The organism is Deinococcus sedimenti, from assembly GCF_014648135.1.
In the GTDB taxonomy this organism is placed as follows: domain Bacteria; phylum Deinococcota; class Deinococci; order Deinococcales; family Deinococcaceae; genus Deinococcus; species Deinococcus sedimenti.
Genome location: NZ_BMQN01000023.1, coordinates 18,792 through 36,459, shown reverse-complemented (window position 1 = coordinate 36,459; position 17,668 = coordinate 18,792). Strand labels below are relative to the sequence as shown.

Sequence of the window (17,668 nt, the reverse complement as noted above, 5' to 3'; positions counted from 1 at the left end):
GTGGCTTGAGAATCAAGCCACCTGCTGCGCTACTCCGGCGTCACTCAGGTTAAGTTGCCAGAACCACGTCGACCGACACGGCCTGCGGCGCGCGCGCCACCCGCTGCCAGTCCACGCCGGTCGGGGACGTCACGAGGCCCTGACTCATGCTCAGCGCGTACAACCGCCCCCCGGGCGCGGCCGCGACCGCCATGGCGTCCCGCGTGCCGGGCGACACGGCCCGCCACGTCACGCCGTCCGCCGTGCGGTACAGGCCGCGCCCAGCCACGTTCGCGTACCACGTGTCTGGACGGTCCGGGCGCACCGCGAACCCGTGCAGGTCTGTGCTGGGCAGGTTCCCGAAGCCCTGGTCGTGCCACGTGACGCCCCCATCCCGGCTGACCTTGAGGACGTCGTGACCCGCCAGGATCACGGCGCGCCCGGGCAGGACCGCGAGGGCCATGGCGTCCCCGGCGCCGTCCGGGGCGCTCCAGGTGCGGCCGCCGTCCACGCTGCGCGCCACGCCCGCGTGCTGCCCGTACAGCAGGGTGCCGCCCCCCAGGGCCCGCAGCGCGTGGTAATCGCCGCTGAGCACAGCGTCCGTCGCGCGGGGCGCGCCCCGCCCCAGCGCGGCGAACAGCAGCAGGCCCGCACCCACCGCAGCCGTGAGCGCCGCCCCCCACCGCCGCGCGCGGGCCGGCCGGGACGCCCCGGCGCGCGGCGCGCTCACGACCGGGGCGCCATGACGTACGCCATGCCGCCCGCGTGGTTCAGCCACAGCCGCTCGAACGCCGCGCGCGGGTACGTGCGGCGCACGACCGCGTCGCTGGGTGCGGCCGGGTCATTCACCACCGGGTTCCCCTGCGCGTCAAAGCCGACCAGGACCAGCAGGTGCCCGGTTGATGAGGTCAGGGGCGCGCCCGGCAGTTCACCCGCCTTGAAGCGCACACTCACCGCCAGCGGTACGCCCCGCTGCAGGTACGCTTCCGCGTCCCGGAGGCTGCCCATCCGGGTCACGAATGCCTGCAGGCCCTGCGTGCCCGCGAACGCCGTATTGAACGGCCAGTTGCCGAAGCCGTCGTACGCCTGATCGTACGTGGCCTGCGCGGCGTCCGGGACCCGCACGGGCCGCTGCCAGAAGGCCAGGAGCATACTCACGCTGGTCGGACTGCACCAGATGGGCCCCCCACCCGCGTAGATCATCTGCGAGAGGCCCGGCACCTGCACCACCTGATTCCACGCCGACGGCTGACCCACTTTCCCCTGATCCCGCAGCCGCAGGGCCGCGTCACTCGTGTTGAACGACAGCAGCTCCACCCGGAGTCCGGCGCCCAGCGTCACCCGGTACTGGAACGCCTCACTGCGAAACGGCAGGGTCAGGGTGTCGGTCTGAACGGTACCGTCCGCCGAGCGCGTCACCGGCGCGCTTGACCGGGCGCCCACCGCGCGCCACGTGCCGAACGTGAAGTATGGCGTCCAGCGGCCGTCCGGCCGGCGCACCCGCACCTCCATCCGCACCGCACTCGCCGCGGGACCCGTGACGTTCCAGCTGGGAATCAGTTCATTGAAGGGCGCCACGGTCACGACCGGACCGTTCAGACGGTCCCCGCTCACGTCCGGCAGGGGCGCCCAGCTGAATGGCACGGCCGTCTGCGCCTGCGCCGAACGGAGGACCGGGACCGGCGAACCGAAGCTGGTCTGCTGCGCGTACGGAGCGGCGGCAGCGGCGGACGTCAGCAGCGTCCCAAGCAGGGCCATGCGGGTGAGGATCACCGGGCCAGGGTACGGGCCGTGTGTTGCCGTTGTGTTAAGGCTGGCGGGCGGCCTGCCGTTGGCGGCGCTGACCGTAAGGCGTCATGCCCGCGGGTTTCATGACCGACAGCGCCGTCGTGACCACCAGCAGCGCCAGCGCCACGCTGGCATGCAGCGCCGGGGCGGGACTGCGCAGCTGGGCAAGTTGCTCCGGCGTTGGGGTGGGCCACCCCGCGGCCAGGTGCGCCAGGGCGTTCATGTCCGGTTGGAAGTTCAGAAGCACCAGCACCGACACCGCCGTGATGATCAGCTTGACCACCACCCAGTAGTGGTCGAACAGCCCCCAGCTGGTGCCGAGGGCCTGCAGGACCCCACTCGCCAGGGCCAGGAGGCTCAGCGGCACGATGGCCATCTGCCCGATCGCGGCCATCAGCATCACCGCGGCGCGCACGAGGCCGCCGTCCGCGCTGGTCAGGCTGGTCGCGGCCACCACCAGAAAGGCCACGACCGCGCCGAGCCAGCCGACCGAGCTGACGACACGCACGGTCAGCGCCCACCGGCGCAACCCCCCCAGTCAGGGTCATGGGGCGCTGGAGGTGCTGCTGGGCGTGAAGTGCCGGCCCGGACCGTGCTGCCCGCTGGACAGCAGCGCCACCACCGCCAGCAGGAGCACGAGCGCCCCCACCCAGCCGAACACCTTGACCCAGCGGGGCGTGGACGTCAGGGGCGCGTCCCGGTCGGGGGCGCGGTCCGGGTCAGGCATGCCCGCCCGGGAGAGAGCAAGGAGACATGCACACGGCGTACAGGGTGCCGGCCCGCCGCTCCACGCGGTCCACTCAGGCTGGGGTGGGTGACGATCTGCCCAACATGATTCTCAGGAAATGTTTACACGGCGCTGCGATGGTAACGGTGCAGGGCCCCTGCGCACTCAACGCCCCGAGGACCCGGCGCGGCACCGGTCCACGGTTCACGCATGCCGATCACAGGAGCGCCATGACCACGCAGATATCCTCGATGTTGCGAACCCACCCCCAGCCACAGACCACCTTCGACCCCGCCGCCCTGGCGGAGTGCCTGGACGCATGCCTCGAATGCAGCGCCGTGTGCACCGCCTGCGCGGACGCCTGCCTGAGCGAACAGGCGCACCTCGCGCACCTCGTGCGCTGCATCCGGCTCAACCTGGACTGCGCGGACATCTGCGCCGCCACCGGCCGGGTCTTGGGCCGCCTGACCGACGCGGACCAGGCGGTCCTGCGCGCCCAGCTGCAGGCCTGCGTGGCCGCGTGTACAGCCTGCGGTGACGAGTGCGCGAACCACGCGCAGCACATGAACATGGCGCACTGCGCCGTGTGTGCCGACAGCTGCCGCCGCTGCGCAGCGGCCTGCACGCGCCTGCTGGGGAGCGTGAGCGCGTGAGGCGGGCGCTGCTGACCCTGAGCCTGCTGACGCTCCTGCCGGGCGGCGCGCTGGCGGGCGGCATGGATGGCATGGCGATGCCCGGCATGCCCATGACCCACATGAGCATGCCCATGACGCCCTCGGCGACCGTGCCCGGCCTGTCCCAGATGGGCCTGCAGATGCAACTGGACATGCGCGCCATGATGATGCCCATGATGAACGACCTCGCGCGCCTGAGCGGGCGGTCCTTCGAGCGGGCGTTCATGTCCATGATGATCCCCCACCACCAGGGGGCCATCGACAGCAGCCGGGCGGTGCTGGAACGCGCCAAGGACGCGCAGGTGCGTGCCTGGGCCACCCAGATCATCGCGGACCAGACGCGGGAGATCGCGCAGATGCAGGCTCAGCTGCGCGCGTACGGCGGCCCGAACGCCGCCATGATGGCCCGCATGGTTCAGATGAACCAGATGATGGACATGCCCGCGATGATCCGCGCGTCGAGCATGCCGGAACGGACCTTCCTCGAAGGCATGATCCCGCACCACGCCGCCGCGAACGACAAATCGACCCTGGCGCTGCAGCGCACGCAGGACCCGTTCGTGCTGGACCTCGCGGCGCGCATCATCACGGCGCAGGCCGGGGAAATGCATGACTTCCAGGAGTGGCTGCGCGCCCACCCCTGACGGGTGCCGTCCACCTGAGCACGCGGGCACCTGAGGCGCGTGTTACACTCCGCGCCACCACATGCACACGCTTGACACGCTGATCCGTCACTGGCGGGACGATCCCGGCGGCACGTACCGAACCTGGTTCCTCTGGGACGAGCGCCTGAAGAACTTCCGGTCCATCCGCCGGGGCATTCAGGTGGTCGTCCGTGAAATCCGCGAGGACCGCTTCGGCACGCAGTACCGGGGGTCGTCCCTGGAGACGGTCGTGCATTCCATCGCGGAGCAGCGGCAGATGTTCCGCGGCGCGGACCACGCGTTCCTGTGGAAACCCAAGCTGCGCATCCCCGACATCTACGAGAACCCGGCACACCAGCGGGCGTTCGGGCACTTTCTGGACACCTGCGCGTGCTGCACCACCGAGCAGGAACTCCTGCAGGCCATCCGCACGCTGGACGCGCGCGGCATCAAGGGCCTCGGGCCCGCCGCGGCGAACCTGATGTACTTCCTGCACCCGACCCTGATGCCGCCCTTCAACACTGCCATCGTGAACGGCTACAACGCCGTGACCGGCGCGAAAGTCAAGCTGGGCAAGTGGGAGGAGTACCTGGCGCTCCGGGCGGGCCTGCTGCGCCTGACGCACGCGCACCGCAGCCTGCTGTCCAATGACCTGGGCGCCGTGGCGGGCCTGATGTTTGACGTGGGCAGTGGCCGGTACGCCGCGCCCCCGCGGGCGGAGGACGGCCCGGACGTGGACGCCTGGCGCGCGGACCTGGCGCAGGTGCGTGAGGAGAGCAAAGCGGCCCGCAAGGCGCAGGAGGCCGCGCTGGCGCAGGAGCACACGCACACCCAGGTGCAGGGCTGGCTGCGGGACCTGGGCCTGGCCCTGGGCTTCGAGGTGTGGATCGCCGCGAATGACCGCTCCCGCGCGTACGCGGGTGGCCGCCTGGGAGACGGGTGTCTGGACACCCTGCCCGCCGGCATCGCGGGCACGCCCGGCGCGGACGCGGTGCGCCTGATTGACGTGGTGTGGTTCGAGGGGGGCACGCTGGCGCCCGCCGCGGCGTTCGAGGTGGAACACACCACGTCGATCTACTCCGGCATTGTCCGGTTGCTGGACCTGGCGCTGGGCGCGCCGGAACGGGCCGTGCAGGGCCTGTACCTGGTGGCGCCGGACAGCCGGGAAGCGGACGTGCGCGACCAGTTGCGCCGCCCGGCGTTTCAGGCGGTGGGGCACCTGCACATGCGGTACCTGCCGTACAGCGAACTGGAGCGCCACCGGGAGGCCATGGCGCGCTTCGGGCAGGGCCTGCGCGCCGTCGAGGCGATCGCGCGGGCCCTGTAAGTTCAGGGCGGGGTGGGACCAGGGAAGACGCTCAGTTCGTTGTCCGGGTCATGCACGGCCCGGTCCGCCGGCGCGACGCGGTCCGGAAACACCGCGTAGTTCCGGCCACCCGGGTACCGGGCGCTCGGGTAGCGGATCGCGTCGTACCGGGCGCTGTCCAGCGCGGCGCGGGCCAGCACCTGCGTGAGGGCCAGCTGGCCGTCCACGTTCAGGGGCAGCCACTCCTGCACGAGATCCAGCGCGTCCAGACTGAGTGCGGTCAGGACCGCTGGGTCGGTCAGGTCCAGCACGCTGCCGAGGCGCAATTTGACGGTGATGTCCAGCCGAGGGCGCTGGTCCGGTCCAGGCTGGATCTGCAGGCCGGCCGCGCCGGTCACGACGGTGATGGCGCGCGCTTCCGCGTGCGCGACGGTGAGGTTCTCGGCGACGTACAGCGTGGCGTGCGCGCCCGGCAGGTCCGCCGGGGCGTTGTAGCGCCCACCCGTCACCAGGGAGCCGGCCGTGTTGAGTGGATCGCGGTTGTACTTGCGTAGCGCCATCAGCGGCACCGTACGGTACGTGTCGAGCACGCCAGGGGGCGTCCAGACGGGCGCGCCCATCAGGGCGCGCTTGAGGGCCTGGAGGTCCGTCAAGTGGGCATTCCCGTCTCGGCCAGGGTCAGCAGGCGCTGGACGGCCACCGGGCGCCGGTCGAGCAGGTACGTGATCGGCGCCCGGCCCCCGAGGACCGGATTGGGGGCCCGCAGCCACATGCGCCCGACGCCGAGGTCCCCGAACACGTCCCTCAGCTGCAACCCCATGGTTTCCAGCTCGTGCAGGGGGTCCTGCAGCGTGTCGCTGGTGGGGTGCTTGCTCAGGCCGCTGGGATCGCGGCCGGTGGCCTGCGCGAGTTCGCGCAGGGTCATGCCGAACGTGCTGGCCACGCGTCGGGCGTCGAGCTTGCCGTTCACGGGGCTGCGGGCGTCGATCAGCAGGTGGTCACTCAGGGCGGTCATAGGGGCTCCTTTGCGTCAGAGTGTACCACAATGGCACACTTTCACGTCCGTTTTTCCTCCACAACGGGGATCGGCGTGGTCACCTGAGCAGGTGATCACGCCGATCCCCTCAAGGGGGCGCGGGCCTTACCCCCCGGCCGGGGCGAGGGCGTCGCGCAGGCGAACGAGGAGCTCCTCCCCCCGCTCGTACCCGGGCCGGATGAAGACCATGCCCATGTTGCTCCAGTCCTGCACGGCCGCGACCTCCTGCCCGCCGTCTTCGAGTTTCAGGTGCGGGTACGCGCCGTACTCCACGAAGCAGCCGAACTCGGCGCCCACGGTTTCCAGGGCCTGGGTGTTCGCCTCATCCCAACGGATCAGGTACGGCAGCAGGAAGGCGGGTTTGCCGCAGGAGCCGCCCAGGCCGACCAGGGGCAGGCCGGCGACGTGGGGCACGTCATCCCGGAGGCGGGCGCGGGTCAGGAACGCGTGGCGGTCCCGGACCTGGGCGGGGCTGGTTTTCATGGATGCGACGTACGGACCGACAGTGAGTTTCGTCATGGCAGGACTCCTGAAAGGGGTGAGGGTCAGGCGAGGGCGGGACTGGGCGCTGCGGGGCCCTCCACGCGCGCGCGGACGGGCGGGCGGAAGCGGCGCAGGCGCAGGGCGTTGCTGAGGACGAACACGCTGGAAAAGCCCATGGCGGCCGCGGCGAGCACCGGGCTGAGCAGCGTGCCGAACGCAGGGTACAGGGCGCCGGCGGCGACGGGAATCAGGATGACGTTGTACGCGAACGCCCAGAACAGGTTCAGGCGGATGTTGCGCAGCGTAGCGCGGCTGAGGGCCAGGGCGTTGGGGACGCCGCGCAGGTCGCCGCTCATCAGGATCACGTCCGCCGTTTCAACGGCGACGTCCGTCCCGGTCCCGATGGCCACGCCCACATCCGCCTGCGCCAGCGCCGGCGCGTCGTTGATGCCGTCCCCGACGAACGCGACCTTCTGCCCGGTGGCCTGCAACTCCTTGACCGCGTCACTCTTGCCGCTGGGCAGCACCTCGGCGAGGACCGAATCGATGCCCAGCTGGCGGGCGATCGCGCTGGCGGTGCGCGCGTTGTCGCCCGTGATCATGGCGACCTTGAGTCCCTGAGCGTGCAGGGCGTTGACGGCGTCCACGCTGCCGTCCTTGACCGGGTCGGCCACCGCGATGATCGCGGCGAGCCGGCCGTCGATGGCGGCATACAGCGGGCTCTTGCCCTCGTCCCCGAGGCGCTCGGCGTCCGCCTGGAAGACCTGCGGGTCCAGGCCCAGCCGGGTCATGTACCGGTCCGCGCCGACCTGCACGAGCTGGCCACCGACGCGCGCTTCCAGCCCGTAGCCGGGGACCGCTTCGAAGTGCTCGGGGTGCGCCAGGGCGGCCCCTTCCGCCCTCGCGGCGTCCACGATGGCGCGGGCGATGGGGTGTTCACTCTGCGCCTCGGCCGCCGCGACCAGGCGCAGCACGCCCGCACGGTCAAAGCCGCCGGTCGGCACCAGGTCCGTGAGTTCCGGTTTGCCCTTGGTCAGCGTGCCGGTCTTGTCCAGGGCGATCACCTGCACGTCCTGCAGCCCTTCGAGCGCGCCGCCGCCTTTGAACAGCACGCCGAGCTCCGCGGCTTTGCCGGTGCCGACCATGATGCTCGTGGGCGTGGCCAGGCCCATCGCGCACGGGCAGGCGATGATCAGCACGGCGACCGTCGTGATCAGCGCGAAGCTCAGGGCGCCCGGCCCGCCGAAGATCAGCCACAGCACGAAGGTCAGGGCCGCGATGCCCAGCACGACCGGCACGAAGACCGCCACCACCCGGTCCGCGAGGCCCTGGATGGGCGGCTTGCTGCCCTGCGCGGTTTCCACGAGTTTGATGATCTGCGCCAGCGCGGTGTCCGCACCGATCTTCGTGGCCTGAACGGTAAGCGCGCCGTTCTGGTTAATCGTGCCGCCCACCACGGGCGCGCCCGCCTGCTTGCCCACCGGCACGGGCTCCCCGGTGATCATGCTCTCATCGACGAAGGAGGCGCCGCTGAGCACCTGTCCGTCCACGGGAATCTTCTCGCCCGGGCGGACGGCGATCACGTCGCCGACGAGCACCTCATCCGTGGGCACTTCGAGCTCCTGTCCGTTGCGGATCACCCGGGCGGTTTTCGCCTGCAGGGAGAGGAGAGTTTTCATGGCTTCACTGGAGCGGCCTTTGGCGAGTGCTTCGAAGTACTTGCCCAGCAGGATGAGGGTGATGACCACGCCGGAGGCTTCGTAGTACACGTGCGCGGTGCCTTCGGGGAAGATGCCGGGCGCGACCGTGGCGATCAGGGAGTACCCGAAGGCGGCGGTCGTGCCGATCATCACCAGGGCGTTCATGTCCGGGGACAGGGCGCGCAGACTCTTCCAGCCCAGGCGGTAGAAGCGCCGGCCCGGCCCGAACTGGATGGGGAGGGCCAGGGCCAGCATCACCCAGTTCAGCGTGCCCATCACGCGGTGACCGAAGGTGCCCATCAGCCAGTCTTCGGCTCCAGGCACCATCATGGGAATCATGGCCAGCAGCAGGAGCGGCACGGCGAAGACCGCACTGAACAGCACCTGGCGGCGCAGGTGCGCCACTTCCTGGGCGCGCGCCTCACGCTCCTGATCCTCGCGGCTCACGCCGGCCTGCGCTTCGAGCACCTCGTAGCCCGCTTGGCGGATGGCGGCCTTGAGTTGCCCGGGGCTCACGCTGGCGGGCAGGTACTCGATACTGGCGCGCTCGGTGGCGAGGTTGACGGTGGCGCCGAGCACCCCATCCACTTTCTTCAGGGCCCGTTCGACGCGGCCGACGCAGTTGGCGCAGGTCATGCCCTGCACGCCCAGGTCGACGTGACTCAGGACCGGCTCGTAGCCGACGGCCTTGACCTTGTCGAGCAGCGCCTGGGGGGTGGTGACGGTCGGGTCGTACGTGACGGTGGCGCGTTCGGTGGCGAGGTTGACGGTGGCGTCTTCTACGCCGTCGACTTTTTTCAGGCCGCGTTCGACCCGGCCCACGCAACTCGCGCAGGTCATGCCCTGTACGCCCAGTTCGATGGTGTGCGTCATCTTCGCTCCTTACCCCCCTGGGGGGGATCATTGATCGTCTCAGCATACATCCACCCGGGCAGGGTCGGCAAGAGGGTCACTCATGCTGACTTGTGACACGTCATTCCATCCGCTCCACCTTGACACCCCCGGGGGGAGGGTATACCGTGCACTCAGGAGGACCACCCATGACCCAGACCGAACTGACCATCACCGGCATGACCTGCGGGCACTGCCAGACCAGCGTCACCCACGCCCTGCGCGCCGTACCCGGCGTCACCGACGCCCACGTGAACCTCAGCGCCGGCACCGCCACCGTCCACGGCACCGCCCAGCCCGACGCGCTCATCGCCGCCGTGCTCGACGAAGGCTACGGCGCCCAGGTCACCCACCCGAAGTGACCCCCACGCGGCCCGCCGAGGGCGCCAACCCCGCACGTCCGGGGCACACGGACCCGGCGCACCTGTGCATGCCAGAGGACACCCGCAAGCAGGCCGCGCGCCGCCTCGCCATCGCCCGCGGCCACCTCGACAGCATCCGCCGCGCCCTCGAAGACCCGGACGTGTACTGCCTGGACGTCCTGCAGCAACTCAAAGCGGTCCAGGGCGCCCTGAACGGCGCGGCCACCGTCGTCCTGCGCGGTCACCTGCACGCGCACGTCACCACCGCCGCCGCCCGCGGGGACGCCACGGACCTGGTCGACGAGCTGATGGACGTCCTCGCCGCCCGCTGACCGGGGCCGCCCGCACCGATCCCGGAGACCTGCTGGGGGCCAGGCCGGCCCCCACGCGACCTGCACAGGAGACTGGTATGACGACGCCTGACCACCACGCGCACGCCCACCCGCACACGCCCGCCGTCCTGGAAGTGAACCTCCGCAACTGCCACGGCGGTTCGGATCTCGCCGACCTGGAACGCGCGCTGACCCAGCTGCCCGGGGTGACGTCCGTGCACGTGGACCGCACCCGCGCCGCCGCGCACCTCGGCTACGACCCACGCCGCGTGACGGGCGCGGACCTCCAGCGCCACCTGCACGCGGCCGGCTACGACTGCGCCTGCCAGGACGCCGCCCCGTCGGCCGCACAACCGGGCCAGCCCAGCGTGGGCCACGAACACCACGCGCCCGCTGACGCCCACGGGCATGCGCATGCGGCCACGCCGCATGAAAACCCGCCTCCGCCGGGTGCGCACGACCATCACGATCACGCCGCGCACGCGTCCATGGGGTCTGACGAGCACGCCGGGCACGGCGAGCACATGGTGCAGGGCATGCTGCGCCGCTTCGTGGTCAGCGTGGTGCTGACCGTGCCGGTGGTGCTGTACTCCCCGATCGGTGAGACCTTCGGCTTCACGGCCATGCCCCCCTTTGGACTCTCGATGGCGTGGTTCGGGCTGCTGCTGTCCACCCCAGTGGTCTGGTGGGGCGGCTGGCCGTTCATCTCCGCCGCCTGGCGCGCCCTGAGGCGCGGCGAGGCGAACATGATGACCCTCATTGCCACGGGCATCCTGGTGAGCTGGACGTTCAGTGTGTACGCGACGTTCGCGCTGCGCGGCGCGGACGTGTTCTTCGAAGCGGCCGCGATGCTCACGACCCTCTCGTTGCTGGGCCACTGGCTGGAGATGCGTTCACGCTTCGCCACCGGGCGGGCCGTGGAGGCGCTGCTGAACCTGGCGCCCAGCACCGCCCGCGTGGTCCGTGACGGGCAGGAAGTGGACGTGCCCCTCGAGCAGGTGGTGGTCGGCAACCTGCTGGCCGTGCGGCCCGGCGACCGCGTGCCCGTGGACGGTGAAGTCACAGGCGGCAGCAGTTACGTGGACGAGAGCATGATCACCGGTGAGCCCATCCCGGTGGCCAAGACCGCCGGGGCGAAAGTCACGGGCGGCACCGTGAACCAGAACGGGGCCTTCCAGTTCCGGGCGACCGCGGTCGGGGCCGACACGGCCCTGTCGCGCATCGTGCAGATGGTGCAGAACGCGCAGGCCAGCAAGGCCCCCGCGCAGCGGCTGGCCGATCAGGCGGGGAAGTACCTGGTCTTCGTGGCGCTGGGCAGCGGCCTGCTGGCCTTCGTCGCCTGGTTCTTCCTGGGCGGGCAGGGCGTGGTGTTCGCGCTCACGGCCGCGGTGTCCGCCATCGTGATCGCCTGCCCGGACGCGCTGGCGCTGGCCACCCCGACGGCCATCACGGTCGGCGTCGGCCGGGGCGCGCGGGAGGGCGTGCTGTTCAAGAACGCCACGGCCCTGGAAGCGACCGCAGGCGTGGACACCGTCGTGTTCGACAAGACCGGCACCTTGACCGAGGGTAAACCGGCCCTGACGGACCTCATTCCTGCCGCTGGAACGAGCGAGACGGACCTGCTGCGCCTGGCGGCGTCCGCGGACCAGCCGTCGCAGCACCCGTTGGCCGAAGCGATCGTGAAGGGTGCGCAGGACCGGGGCGTGGAGGTGGTGCCCCCTGACGCCTTTGACAGCGTTCCCGGGCACGGTGTGCAGGCCACGGTCGAGGGCCGGCAGGTCCTGATCGGGAACCGCAAGCTGATGGACCGGGAGGGCGTCGCGCTGGGGAGCCTGCCCGGTGACGTGGACCGCCTGGCGGCGGACGGGAAAACGGCCATGTACGTCGCCGCGGACGGGCGGGCGCTGGGCGTGGTGGCCGTGGCGGACACCATCCGGGCCTCGGCGCGTCAGGCGGTCTCCGCGCTGCACGCCCTGAACGTGAAAACGGTGATGCTGACGGGCGACAACCGCCATACGGCCGAGGCCGTGGCCCGGCAACTGGGCATGGACACGGTGCTGGCGGACGTGCTCCCGGGTGACAAGGCCGCGAAGATCACCGAGTTGCAGGCCCAGGGCCGGACGGTCGCGATGGTCGGGGACGGCGTGAACGACGCCCCGGCCCTCGCGCAGGCGGACGTCGGCGTGGCCATCGGCGCCGGGACGGATGTGGCCGTCGAAACGGCCGACGTCGTGCTGGTCCGCAGCAACCCTGCGGACGTGGCCGGCAGCATCAGCCTGGCGCGGCAGGTGCGCGGCAAGATCAAGCAGAACCTCTTCTGGGCCGCGATCTACAACCTGCTGGCCATCCCCTTCGCGGCGGGCGTCCTGTACCCCGCGTACGGCATCCTGCTTCGCCCGGAGTGGGCGGCGCTGCTGATGAGCGCCAGCACCGTGATCGTCACCGTGAACGCCCTGATGCTCAACCGCGTCCGGCTGACGTCCGCGCCCGCCACGTGAGCGCCAGGACGATGGCGGGCCGACCGCACAGAGCGGAGGAGGGGGCGGAAGCTGATTCAGCGGCGTCGCCCCCTCCTCGGGTAGTAACCACATTCGCCCGAAAACACCCGTTAAGTATCTGAATGCCGTACTGGTCGACTTCAAGCACGAGCCTGAGCGCATAGAAAAAATCTGGCGTGGGAGGCAAAGCTGTTCGCCTTGTCGTGTTGACCGCGAACTTCATGCAACTCTTGTGACCGTTCTGCCGTCGGCTGCACTCGTGCTGGGGCTGATAGTTCGCAGTATGGGTAAAGCACGAAGTTCTAGGACGCTGAGAATGTCTCTCACCGGGCGAGTTTGAGGAGCCGGACAAGGTCCGCGGGCTTCTCGCCCCGGGCCTGGCACTGCTCGACGTAGGTTTCGAGAATCACGTCTCCCGTGGCTTCAAGGGCACTTTTGGCACTGGCGTACAGACTCATGACCTCCACACAGCCTTTTTCTTCCTCCACCATCTTCTGAATGCCGCGGATCTGGCCTTCCAGTCGGCGCAGACGGTTGAGGATTTTCGTTTTCTCGGCTTCACGGTCACTGATGGGCAGGGGCGCAGTCATGCCGATAGTATACCCCCCTGGGTATTTGACAATATAGGGGGAGGGGGTATACGATCCTGGCATGTACTTCAAACGCTTCTACGACACAGACCTCGCCCAGGCCTCCTACATGCTCGGTTGCCAGAAGACCGGCGAATGCCTCGTCGTGGATCCCGTCCGCGATATCGCCCAGTACCTCGACGAGGCCAGGCGCCAGAAGCTGCGCGTCACTCACGTCACCGAGACGCACATCCACGCCGACTACCTCTCCGGCAGCCGCGAACTCGCTCGGGCCACAGGCGCGAAACTGCTGCTCTCCGGCGAGGGCGGCGAAGGCTGGCAGTACACCTACGACGACGGCAATCAGGTCAAACTGCATGACGGCGACCGCTTCATGGTGGGCAACGTCCGTATCCAGGCCGTCCACACGCCCGGCCACACCCCAGAGCACCTGAGCTTCCTGGTCACGGATACCCCCCGGGGGGATGCGCCCAGCATGATCCTGACCGGCGACTTCGTGTTCGTGGGCGACCTGGGACGCCCCGACCTGCTCGACGAGGCCGCTGGCGGACAGGACACCCGCTTCACCGGCGCGCGGCAGATGTTCGCCTCGCTGCGCGACAAGTTCCTCACGCTGCCCGACTACGTGCAGGTCTGGCCCGGCCACGGTTCGGGAAGTGCCTGCGGCAAGGCGCTGGGCGCTGTGCCCGCCACAACGGTCGGCTACGAACGGGCCCTGAGCTGGTGGGGCCGGCTGGTCGAACAGGGCAACGAGGACGGTTTCACGCGCGAACTGCTCTCTGGTCAGCCTGACGCGCCGCTCTACTACGGGCGCATGAAGACCGAGAACAGGGACGGGCCTGCCCTGCTGGGTGAAGTGCAGCCACTGGCCGAACTGAGCGCTGAGGCCGTGAAAGCCAAGATCGCTTCCGGTGCCCGGCTGATCGACACCCGCGCGAAAGAGAACCACCACGCCGCCGCCCCCGTGGGTAGTGTGAACATCCCCGACGGCGGCACGCTGGAGACGTGGTCGGGCTGGCTGCTGGCTCCGGAGCGCGAACTGATCCTGCTCGCCCCGGCCGACCGCGCCGAGGACCTGCGCCGCAGGCTGTGGATGGTCGGCCTGGACCACGTCACGGGCTTCATCCCCAGCCCTGAAGGGCTGGACACCGCCCCCGCTCAGCCCATCCCCGTCACCGAACTGGAATCTCACCCGGACGCACTGATTCTGGACGTTCGGGCGAAAACCGAATACGAGGCCGGCCACCTCCCTGGCGCGCGGCAACTGCACGCCGGCCGGCTCCCCTGGCGCCTGGACACCCTGCCGCGCGACCGCGAGATCATCGTGCACTGCCAGGGCGGCGCCCGCAGCGCCGCCGCGGCCAGCCTGCTCCGTGCCGAAGGCTTCGACGTTCTGGAACTCGCCGGGGGCTACGACGCCTGGGCGAAGACGCAAAACACCTGACCCTCACCGGGCGGAGGCGGCCCGAAGGGCGCCGCCTCCGCTGCTGTTGAAAGGAGCTGAACATGACCTACCAAGACATTTTCACGACTGAACTCGAAGGCAAGACGCGTCACGGTGCTGGGCTGATTGACGTACGCGAGCGCGAGGAATACGCCGCTGGACACATCCCCGGGGCCGCGAACCTCCCCCTCAGTGAACTCGTCGGCCGCGAGGACGACATCGGGCCGGATACCGTGCTGATCTGCGCCAGCGGGCACCGCTCCTCCCAGGCGGCCGCCTACCTCGCCGCCCAGGGCAAGACCGGACTGATGAACCTCTCCGGAGGCACCGCCGCCTGGAGGCGTGAGGGCCGTGCCCTCACCCAGGGCGATCAGCCATGATCCTCGCCTGGATCGGCGCGGCCCTGATCGGGCTGAGCCTCGGCTTGCTGGGCTCGGGTGGCTCCATCCTGACCGTGCCGGTGCTGGTCTACCTCGTGGGTGAGCCGGAGAAGCTGGCCATTGCCGAGTCGCTCGCCATCGTGGGCGGGATCAGCCTGGTGGGAGCTGTCCCGTACGCGCTGAAACGGCAGATCGACTGGCGCTCCGTCCTGTGGTTCGGGGTGCCCGGCGTGGTGGGCACGTTCCTGGGCGCGGCCCTGAGCGTGTATCTGAGCGGCGTGGCGCAGCTGCTGCTGTTCGCGGCGGTGATGCTGCTGGCGGCCGTGATGATGTTCCGGCCTGCGAAGGCCCAGCCGGAAGGCCAGTCGGCCCACACGCGCTCGCCCGTCAAGATCGGCGCCGAGGGTCTGGGTGTCGGGGTGCTGACCGGACTGGTGGGGGTCGGCGGCGGGTTCCTGATCATCCCTGCGCTCGTGCTGCTGGGCGGCCTGCCCATGAGTCTGGCGGTGGGCACGAGTCTGCTGATCATCGCCGCTAAGAGCTTCGTTGGCTTCGCCAAGTACGTGAACGTCCTGGCCGAGCACAACCTGTCCGTGAACTGGAGCCTGATTGCGATCTTCACCGTCATCGGCATCCTGGGCAGCCTGCTGGGCGCGCGGGTGGGCAAGAACATCTCCAATGACAGCCTGAAGCGGGGCTTCGCGGCCTTCCTGGTCGTGATGGGTGTGTATGTCCTGGCCACCAACGTGCCGAAGGTGCTGAACCCGGCGCCCGCCGCTGAAGTGCACGTGCGGCACTGAGGCCCTCCCTGCACGCCCCTTCTGGACGCGACCTTCTTCGCGGCTCTTTCTTCTCCGAGGTCTGTTCCCATGACTGAACTGCTTGAACTTCTCCGCTCACCCTGGCCCTGGTATGTCGGCGGGCCCCTGATCGGCCTGACCGTACCGCTGCTGCTGTGGCTGGGCAACAAGGGTTTCGGGATTTCCGCCAACCTGCGGCACGCCTGCGCCATCCTGCTGCCTGACGCCGCCAAACCCGCGTTCTTCCGCTACGACTGGCGAAAGGAACGCTGGAACCTGATGTTCGCGGGCGGACTGATCCTGGGTGGGATCGTCGCCGGGGTCCTGCTGGGCAATCCGGACCCCACCCGCCTGAGTGCCGCTGGCGTTCAGTCCATCCAGGACCTGGGCGTGCAGGTGCGCCCCGGCCTGATGCCCACCGAGTTGAGCGACCTGTCCAACCCCGGCGTGTGGTTGCTCCTGGCCGTCTCGGGCCTGCTGGTGGGCTTCGGCACCCGGTACGGGGGCGGCTGCACCTCCGGACACGCGATCACTGGTCTGTCCACCCTGCAAAGCCCCTCCCTGATCGCCACCGTCTCGTTCTTCGCCGGCGGCATCCTCAGTGCCAATCTCCTCCTTCCCACGTTCATGGCGGTGCTCCAGTGACCCGGACCCCATCCATTCCCGGCGTTCATGCCGGGTCCGCCCCCCGGGTCCGCGCGGCGGCCGGCCTGCTGGTGTACCTGCTCGCCGGGCTGTATTTCGGCGTGGTCCTCGTCAAATCGGAGGCCGCGAGCTGGTACCGCATCCAGGAGATGTTCCGCTTCGAGTCTTTCCACATGTTCGGACTGATTGGCTCAGCCGTCCTGACCGGACTGGTGACCACGCAGCTGCTGCGCCGCAGTGGCCTGAACAGCCGCGACGGCCAGACCATCACCGTGACGCCCAAGGAGAAGGGCTGGCGGCGGTACGTGCTGGGCGGCCTGACGTTCGGCACGGGTTGGGGCCTGGCTGGGGTGTGTCCAGGACCGATCTTCGTGCTGCTGGGGTCGGGCGTGTGGCCCATCCTGATCGTCCTGGCGTTCGCCTTGCTGGGAACCTACCTGTATGGGGTCCTCAAAGACCGACTTCCGCACTGACGGAGGTGATCCACACCTGAGATAGGCCCTTCAAGGGCCTGTCAAGCTGCCCTCCTACGAGGGGCTTGGCTGGGGCAGCCCAAGGGCTGCCCCAGGTTCCATTGTCAATTCGCGGTGCCAACCATGAGCGGGCGAGGCGCCAACCTCACGCTCCCGCACCAGCCCAACACCTCGTGGAACACAGCAAACCGTTTAACGGGTGTTTTCGGGCAAATGTGGTTACTACCCGCTCCTCCGCTCCCCCCGGCCCTGCCCCCAAATGGCAGGGTGACGGGCCAGCGCCGAGCCGTAGACTGAATTAACAAACAGTCACGCCCCGCACAGGAGACCCGTCATGATGCCAGCCCTGTCCGCGCCAGAGACCGAATTCGACTCCAGGGTCCTTCACCTCATCCAGCAGCAGGGGTGGACCGTCCTGACCATCCCCGAAGACCCGGAAGGTCCCGGGTTCGCGTTCACGGTCGGCCTGTGGGCCAATGACCAGCACCCGGAGCTCATCATGGTCGGCCAGCCTCTGGACGTCATGGAGCGGACCCTCAGTGCGGCGTGCCAGGCCATCCATGGGGGACAGCGGCGCTGGCGTGATGGGGACGTCACCCCGGGCGTGCTCGACGGGCTCCTCTGTCAGTTCGTCGCGGTGCCCGAGCCGGCCTACCGGGATTACTTGGAGTACGCCCTGTGGCTCTACGGGGACCAGGTGTTCCCGGCCCTGCAGTGCGTGTGGGCGGACGCGCAGGGCCGCTTCCCCTGGCACCCGGACGCGCCCGGCACCCTGCGCGAGCAGCAGCCGGTTCTGGATAGGGTATCCCGGACGCCTCCGGATTAGGCAGCAGGGGACCACTCATGGTCACTGTCAGGTCGTGTGAGTTATCCTTTCGCCGCACTGCGAAGGGCCTCTGCTCGGTGAGATGGCCTG

Annotated in this window: 21 protein-coding genes; 12 read left to right on the top strand and 9 right to left on the bottom strand. The window is 69.6% G+C overall.

Features of this window, described 5'->3' with window-relative positions; translation table 11 throughout:
* Positions 1-49: 49 nt before the first annotated feature.
* From IEY69_RS19830 to IEY69_RS19815, 4 genes are read right to left on the bottom strand one after another with little or no spacing between them, the layout of a single operon-like run.
* Complete coding sequence (locus IEY69_RS19830) at positions 50-709, bottom strand: WD40/YVTN/BNR-like repeat-containing protein (protein ID WP_189074839.1); 660 nt, start codon at positions 707-709, stop codon at positions 50-52.
* A complete protein-coding gene (locus IEY69_RS19825) occupies positions 706-1,752 on the bottom strand; it encodes a C39 family peptidase (RefSeq protein ID WP_229784146.1) in 1,047 nt (348 codons plus the stop codon). The genes IEY69_RS19830 and IEY69_RS19825 overlap by 4 nt, the downstream gene beginning before the upstream one ends.
* A 34-nt stretch (positions 1,753-1,786) precedes the next feature.
* Positions 1,787-2,275, bottom strand: coding sequence for a hypothetical protein (locus tag IEY69_RS19820; protein WP_229784145.1), 489 nt, complete (start codon positions 2,273-2,275; stop codon positions 1,787-1,789).
* Positions 2,276-2,311: 36 nt separating this feature from the next.
* Complete coding sequence (locus IEY69_RS19815; protein ID WP_189074838.1) at positions 2,312-2,494, bottom strand: hypothetical protein; 183 nt, start codon at positions 2,492-2,494, stop codon at positions 2,312-2,314.
* A 230-nt stretch (positions 2,495-2,724) separates the two neighbouring features.
* Here IEY69_RS19815 and IEY69_RS19810 point away from each other — a divergent pair, with 230 nt between their 5' ends.
* From IEY69_RS19810 to IEY69_RS19800, 3 genes are all read left to right on the top strand, one after another.
* On the top strand, positions 2,725-3,147 hold the full coding sequence (locus IEY69_RS19810; RefSeq protein WP_189074837.1) for a four-helix bundle copper-binding protein: 423 nt from the start codon (positions 2,725-2,727) through the stop codon (positions 3,145-3,147).
* Entirely contained in the window at positions 3,081-3,812 is a 732-nt protein-coding gene (locus IEY69_RS19805) for a DUF305 domain-containing protein (protein WP_229784144.1), read from the top strand. The genes IEY69_RS19810 and IEY69_RS19805 overlap by 67 nt, the downstream gene beginning before the upstream one ends.
* Before the next feature lie 61 nt (positions 3,813-3,873).
* The gene (locus IEY69_RS19800; protein WP_189074836.1) at positions 3,874-5,139 is read left to right on the top strand and encodes a type II restriction enzyme NmeDI-related protein; all 1,266 of its coding nucleotides are present in this window, start codon (positions 3,874-3,876) and stop codon (positions 5,137-5,139) included.
* Between the two features lie 2 nt (positions 5,140-5,141).
* On the opposite strand, the gene IEY69_RS19795 is transcribed toward IEY69_RS19800, so the two are convergent.
* The 4 genes from IEY69_RS19795 to IEY69_RS19780 all read right to left on the bottom strand — a co-directional run bounded on the left by IEY69_RS19795 (position 5,142) and on the right by IEY69_RS19780 (position 9,210).
* A complete protein-coding gene (locus IEY69_RS19795; RefSeq protein ID WP_189074835.1) occupies positions 5,142-5,771 on the bottom strand; it encodes an RES family NAD+ phosphorylase in 630 nt (209 codons plus the stop codon).
* On the bottom strand, positions 5,768-6,133 hold the full coding sequence (locus IEY69_RS19790; RefSeq protein ID WP_189074834.1) for an MbcA/ParS/Xre antitoxin family protein: 366 nt from the start codon (positions 6,131-6,133) through the stop codon (positions 5,768-5,770). The genes IEY69_RS19795 and IEY69_RS19790 overlap by 4 nt, the downstream gene beginning before the upstream one ends.
* A 126-nt stretch (positions 6,134-6,259) precedes the next feature.
* Complete coding sequence (locus tag IEY69_RS19785) at positions 6,260-6,673, bottom strand: hypothetical protein (protein ID WP_189074833.1); 414 nt, start codon at positions 6,671-6,673, stop codon at positions 6,260-6,262.
* 26 nt (positions 6,674-6,699) lie between these two features.
* Positions 6,700-9,210, bottom strand: a complete 2,511-nt coding sequence (locus IEY69_RS19780; protein WP_189074832.1) for a heavy metal translocating P-type ATPase — start codon at positions 9,208-9,210, stop codon at positions 6,700-6,702.
* A gap of 167 nt (positions 9,211-9,377) precedes the next feature.
* Between IEY69_RS19780 and IEY69_RS19775 the strand changes: the two genes are divergently transcribed.
* From IEY69_RS19775 to IEY69_RS19765, 3 genes are all read left to right on the top strand, one after another.
* On the top strand, positions 9,378-9,590 hold the full coding sequence (locus IEY69_RS19775; protein ID WP_189074831.1) for a CopZ family metallochaperone: 213 nt from the start codon (positions 9,378-9,380) through the stop codon (positions 9,588-9,590).
* Positions 9,591-9,658: 68 nt separating this feature from the next.
* Positions 9,659-9,922 (top strand): metal-sensitive transcriptional regulator, encoded by a 264-nt coding sequence (locus IEY69_RS19770; RefSeq protein ID WP_189074841.1) that lies wholly within the window; start codon positions 9,659-9,661, stop codon positions 9,920-9,922.
* A gap of 77 nt (positions 9,923-9,999) precedes the next feature.
* Positions 10,000-12,420 (top strand): heavy metal translocating P-type ATPase, encoded by a 2,421-nt coding sequence (locus IEY69_RS19765; protein WP_189074830.1) that lies wholly within the window; start codon positions 10,000-10,002, stop codon positions 12,418-12,420.
* Between the two features lie 323 nt (positions 12,421-12,743).
* Here the strand turns inward: IEY69_RS19765 and IEY69_RS19760 are convergent, their stop codons facing one another.
* Positions 12,744-13,010 (bottom strand): metal-sensitive transcriptional regulator, encoded by a 267-nt coding sequence (locus IEY69_RS19760; protein WP_189074829.1) that lies wholly within the window; start codon positions 13,008-13,010, stop codon positions 12,744-12,746.
* Positions 13,011-13,071: 61 nt separating this feature from the next.
* Here IEY69_RS19760 and IEY69_RS19755 point away from each other — a divergent pair, with 61 nt between their 5' ends.
* The 6 genes from IEY69_RS19755 (at position 13,072) to IEY69_RS19730 (ending at position 17,578) form a co-directional block, all read left to right on the top strand.
* Positions 13,072-14,454: an MBL fold metallo-hydrolase gene (locus IEY69_RS19755; protein WP_189074828.1), complete on the top strand. Its 1,383-nt coding sequence runs from the start codon at positions 13,072-13,074 to the stop codon at positions 14,452-14,454.
* 62 nt (positions 14,455-14,516) lie between these two features.
* Positions 14,517-14,834 (top strand): rhodanese-like domain-containing protein, encoded by a 318-nt coding sequence (locus IEY69_RS19750; RefSeq protein ID WP_189074827.1) that lies wholly within the window; start codon positions 14,517-14,519, stop codon positions 14,832-14,834.
* The gene (locus IEY69_RS19745) at positions 14,831-15,634 is read left to right on the top strand and encodes a sulfite exporter TauE/SafE family protein (RefSeq protein WP_189074826.1); all 804 of its coding nucleotides are present in this window, start codon (positions 14,831-14,833) and stop codon (positions 15,632-15,634) included. The genes IEY69_RS19750 and IEY69_RS19745 overlap by 4 nt, the downstream gene beginning before the upstream one ends.
* A gap of 69 nt (positions 15,635-15,703) precedes the next feature.
* On the top strand, positions 15,704-16,279 hold the full coding sequence (locus tag IEY69_RS19740) for a YeeE/YedE family protein (RefSeq protein ID WP_189074825.1): 576 nt from the start codon (positions 15,704-15,706) through the stop codon (positions 16,277-16,279).
* Positions 16,276-16,752, top strand: a complete 477-nt coding sequence (locus IEY69_RS19735; RefSeq protein ID WP_189059755.1) for a YeeE/YedE family protein — start codon at positions 16,276-16,278, stop codon at positions 16,750-16,752. The genes IEY69_RS19740 and IEY69_RS19735 overlap by 4 nt, the downstream gene beginning before the upstream one ends.
* Before the next feature lie 334 nt (positions 16,753-17,086).
* Positions 17,087-17,578 (top strand): DUF4262 domain-containing protein, encoded by a 492-nt coding sequence (locus IEY69_RS19730; protein ID WP_189074824.1) that lies wholly within the window; start codon positions 17,087-17,089, stop codon positions 17,576-17,578.
* The last annotated feature ends 90 nt before the right edge of the window (positions 17,579-17,668 follow it).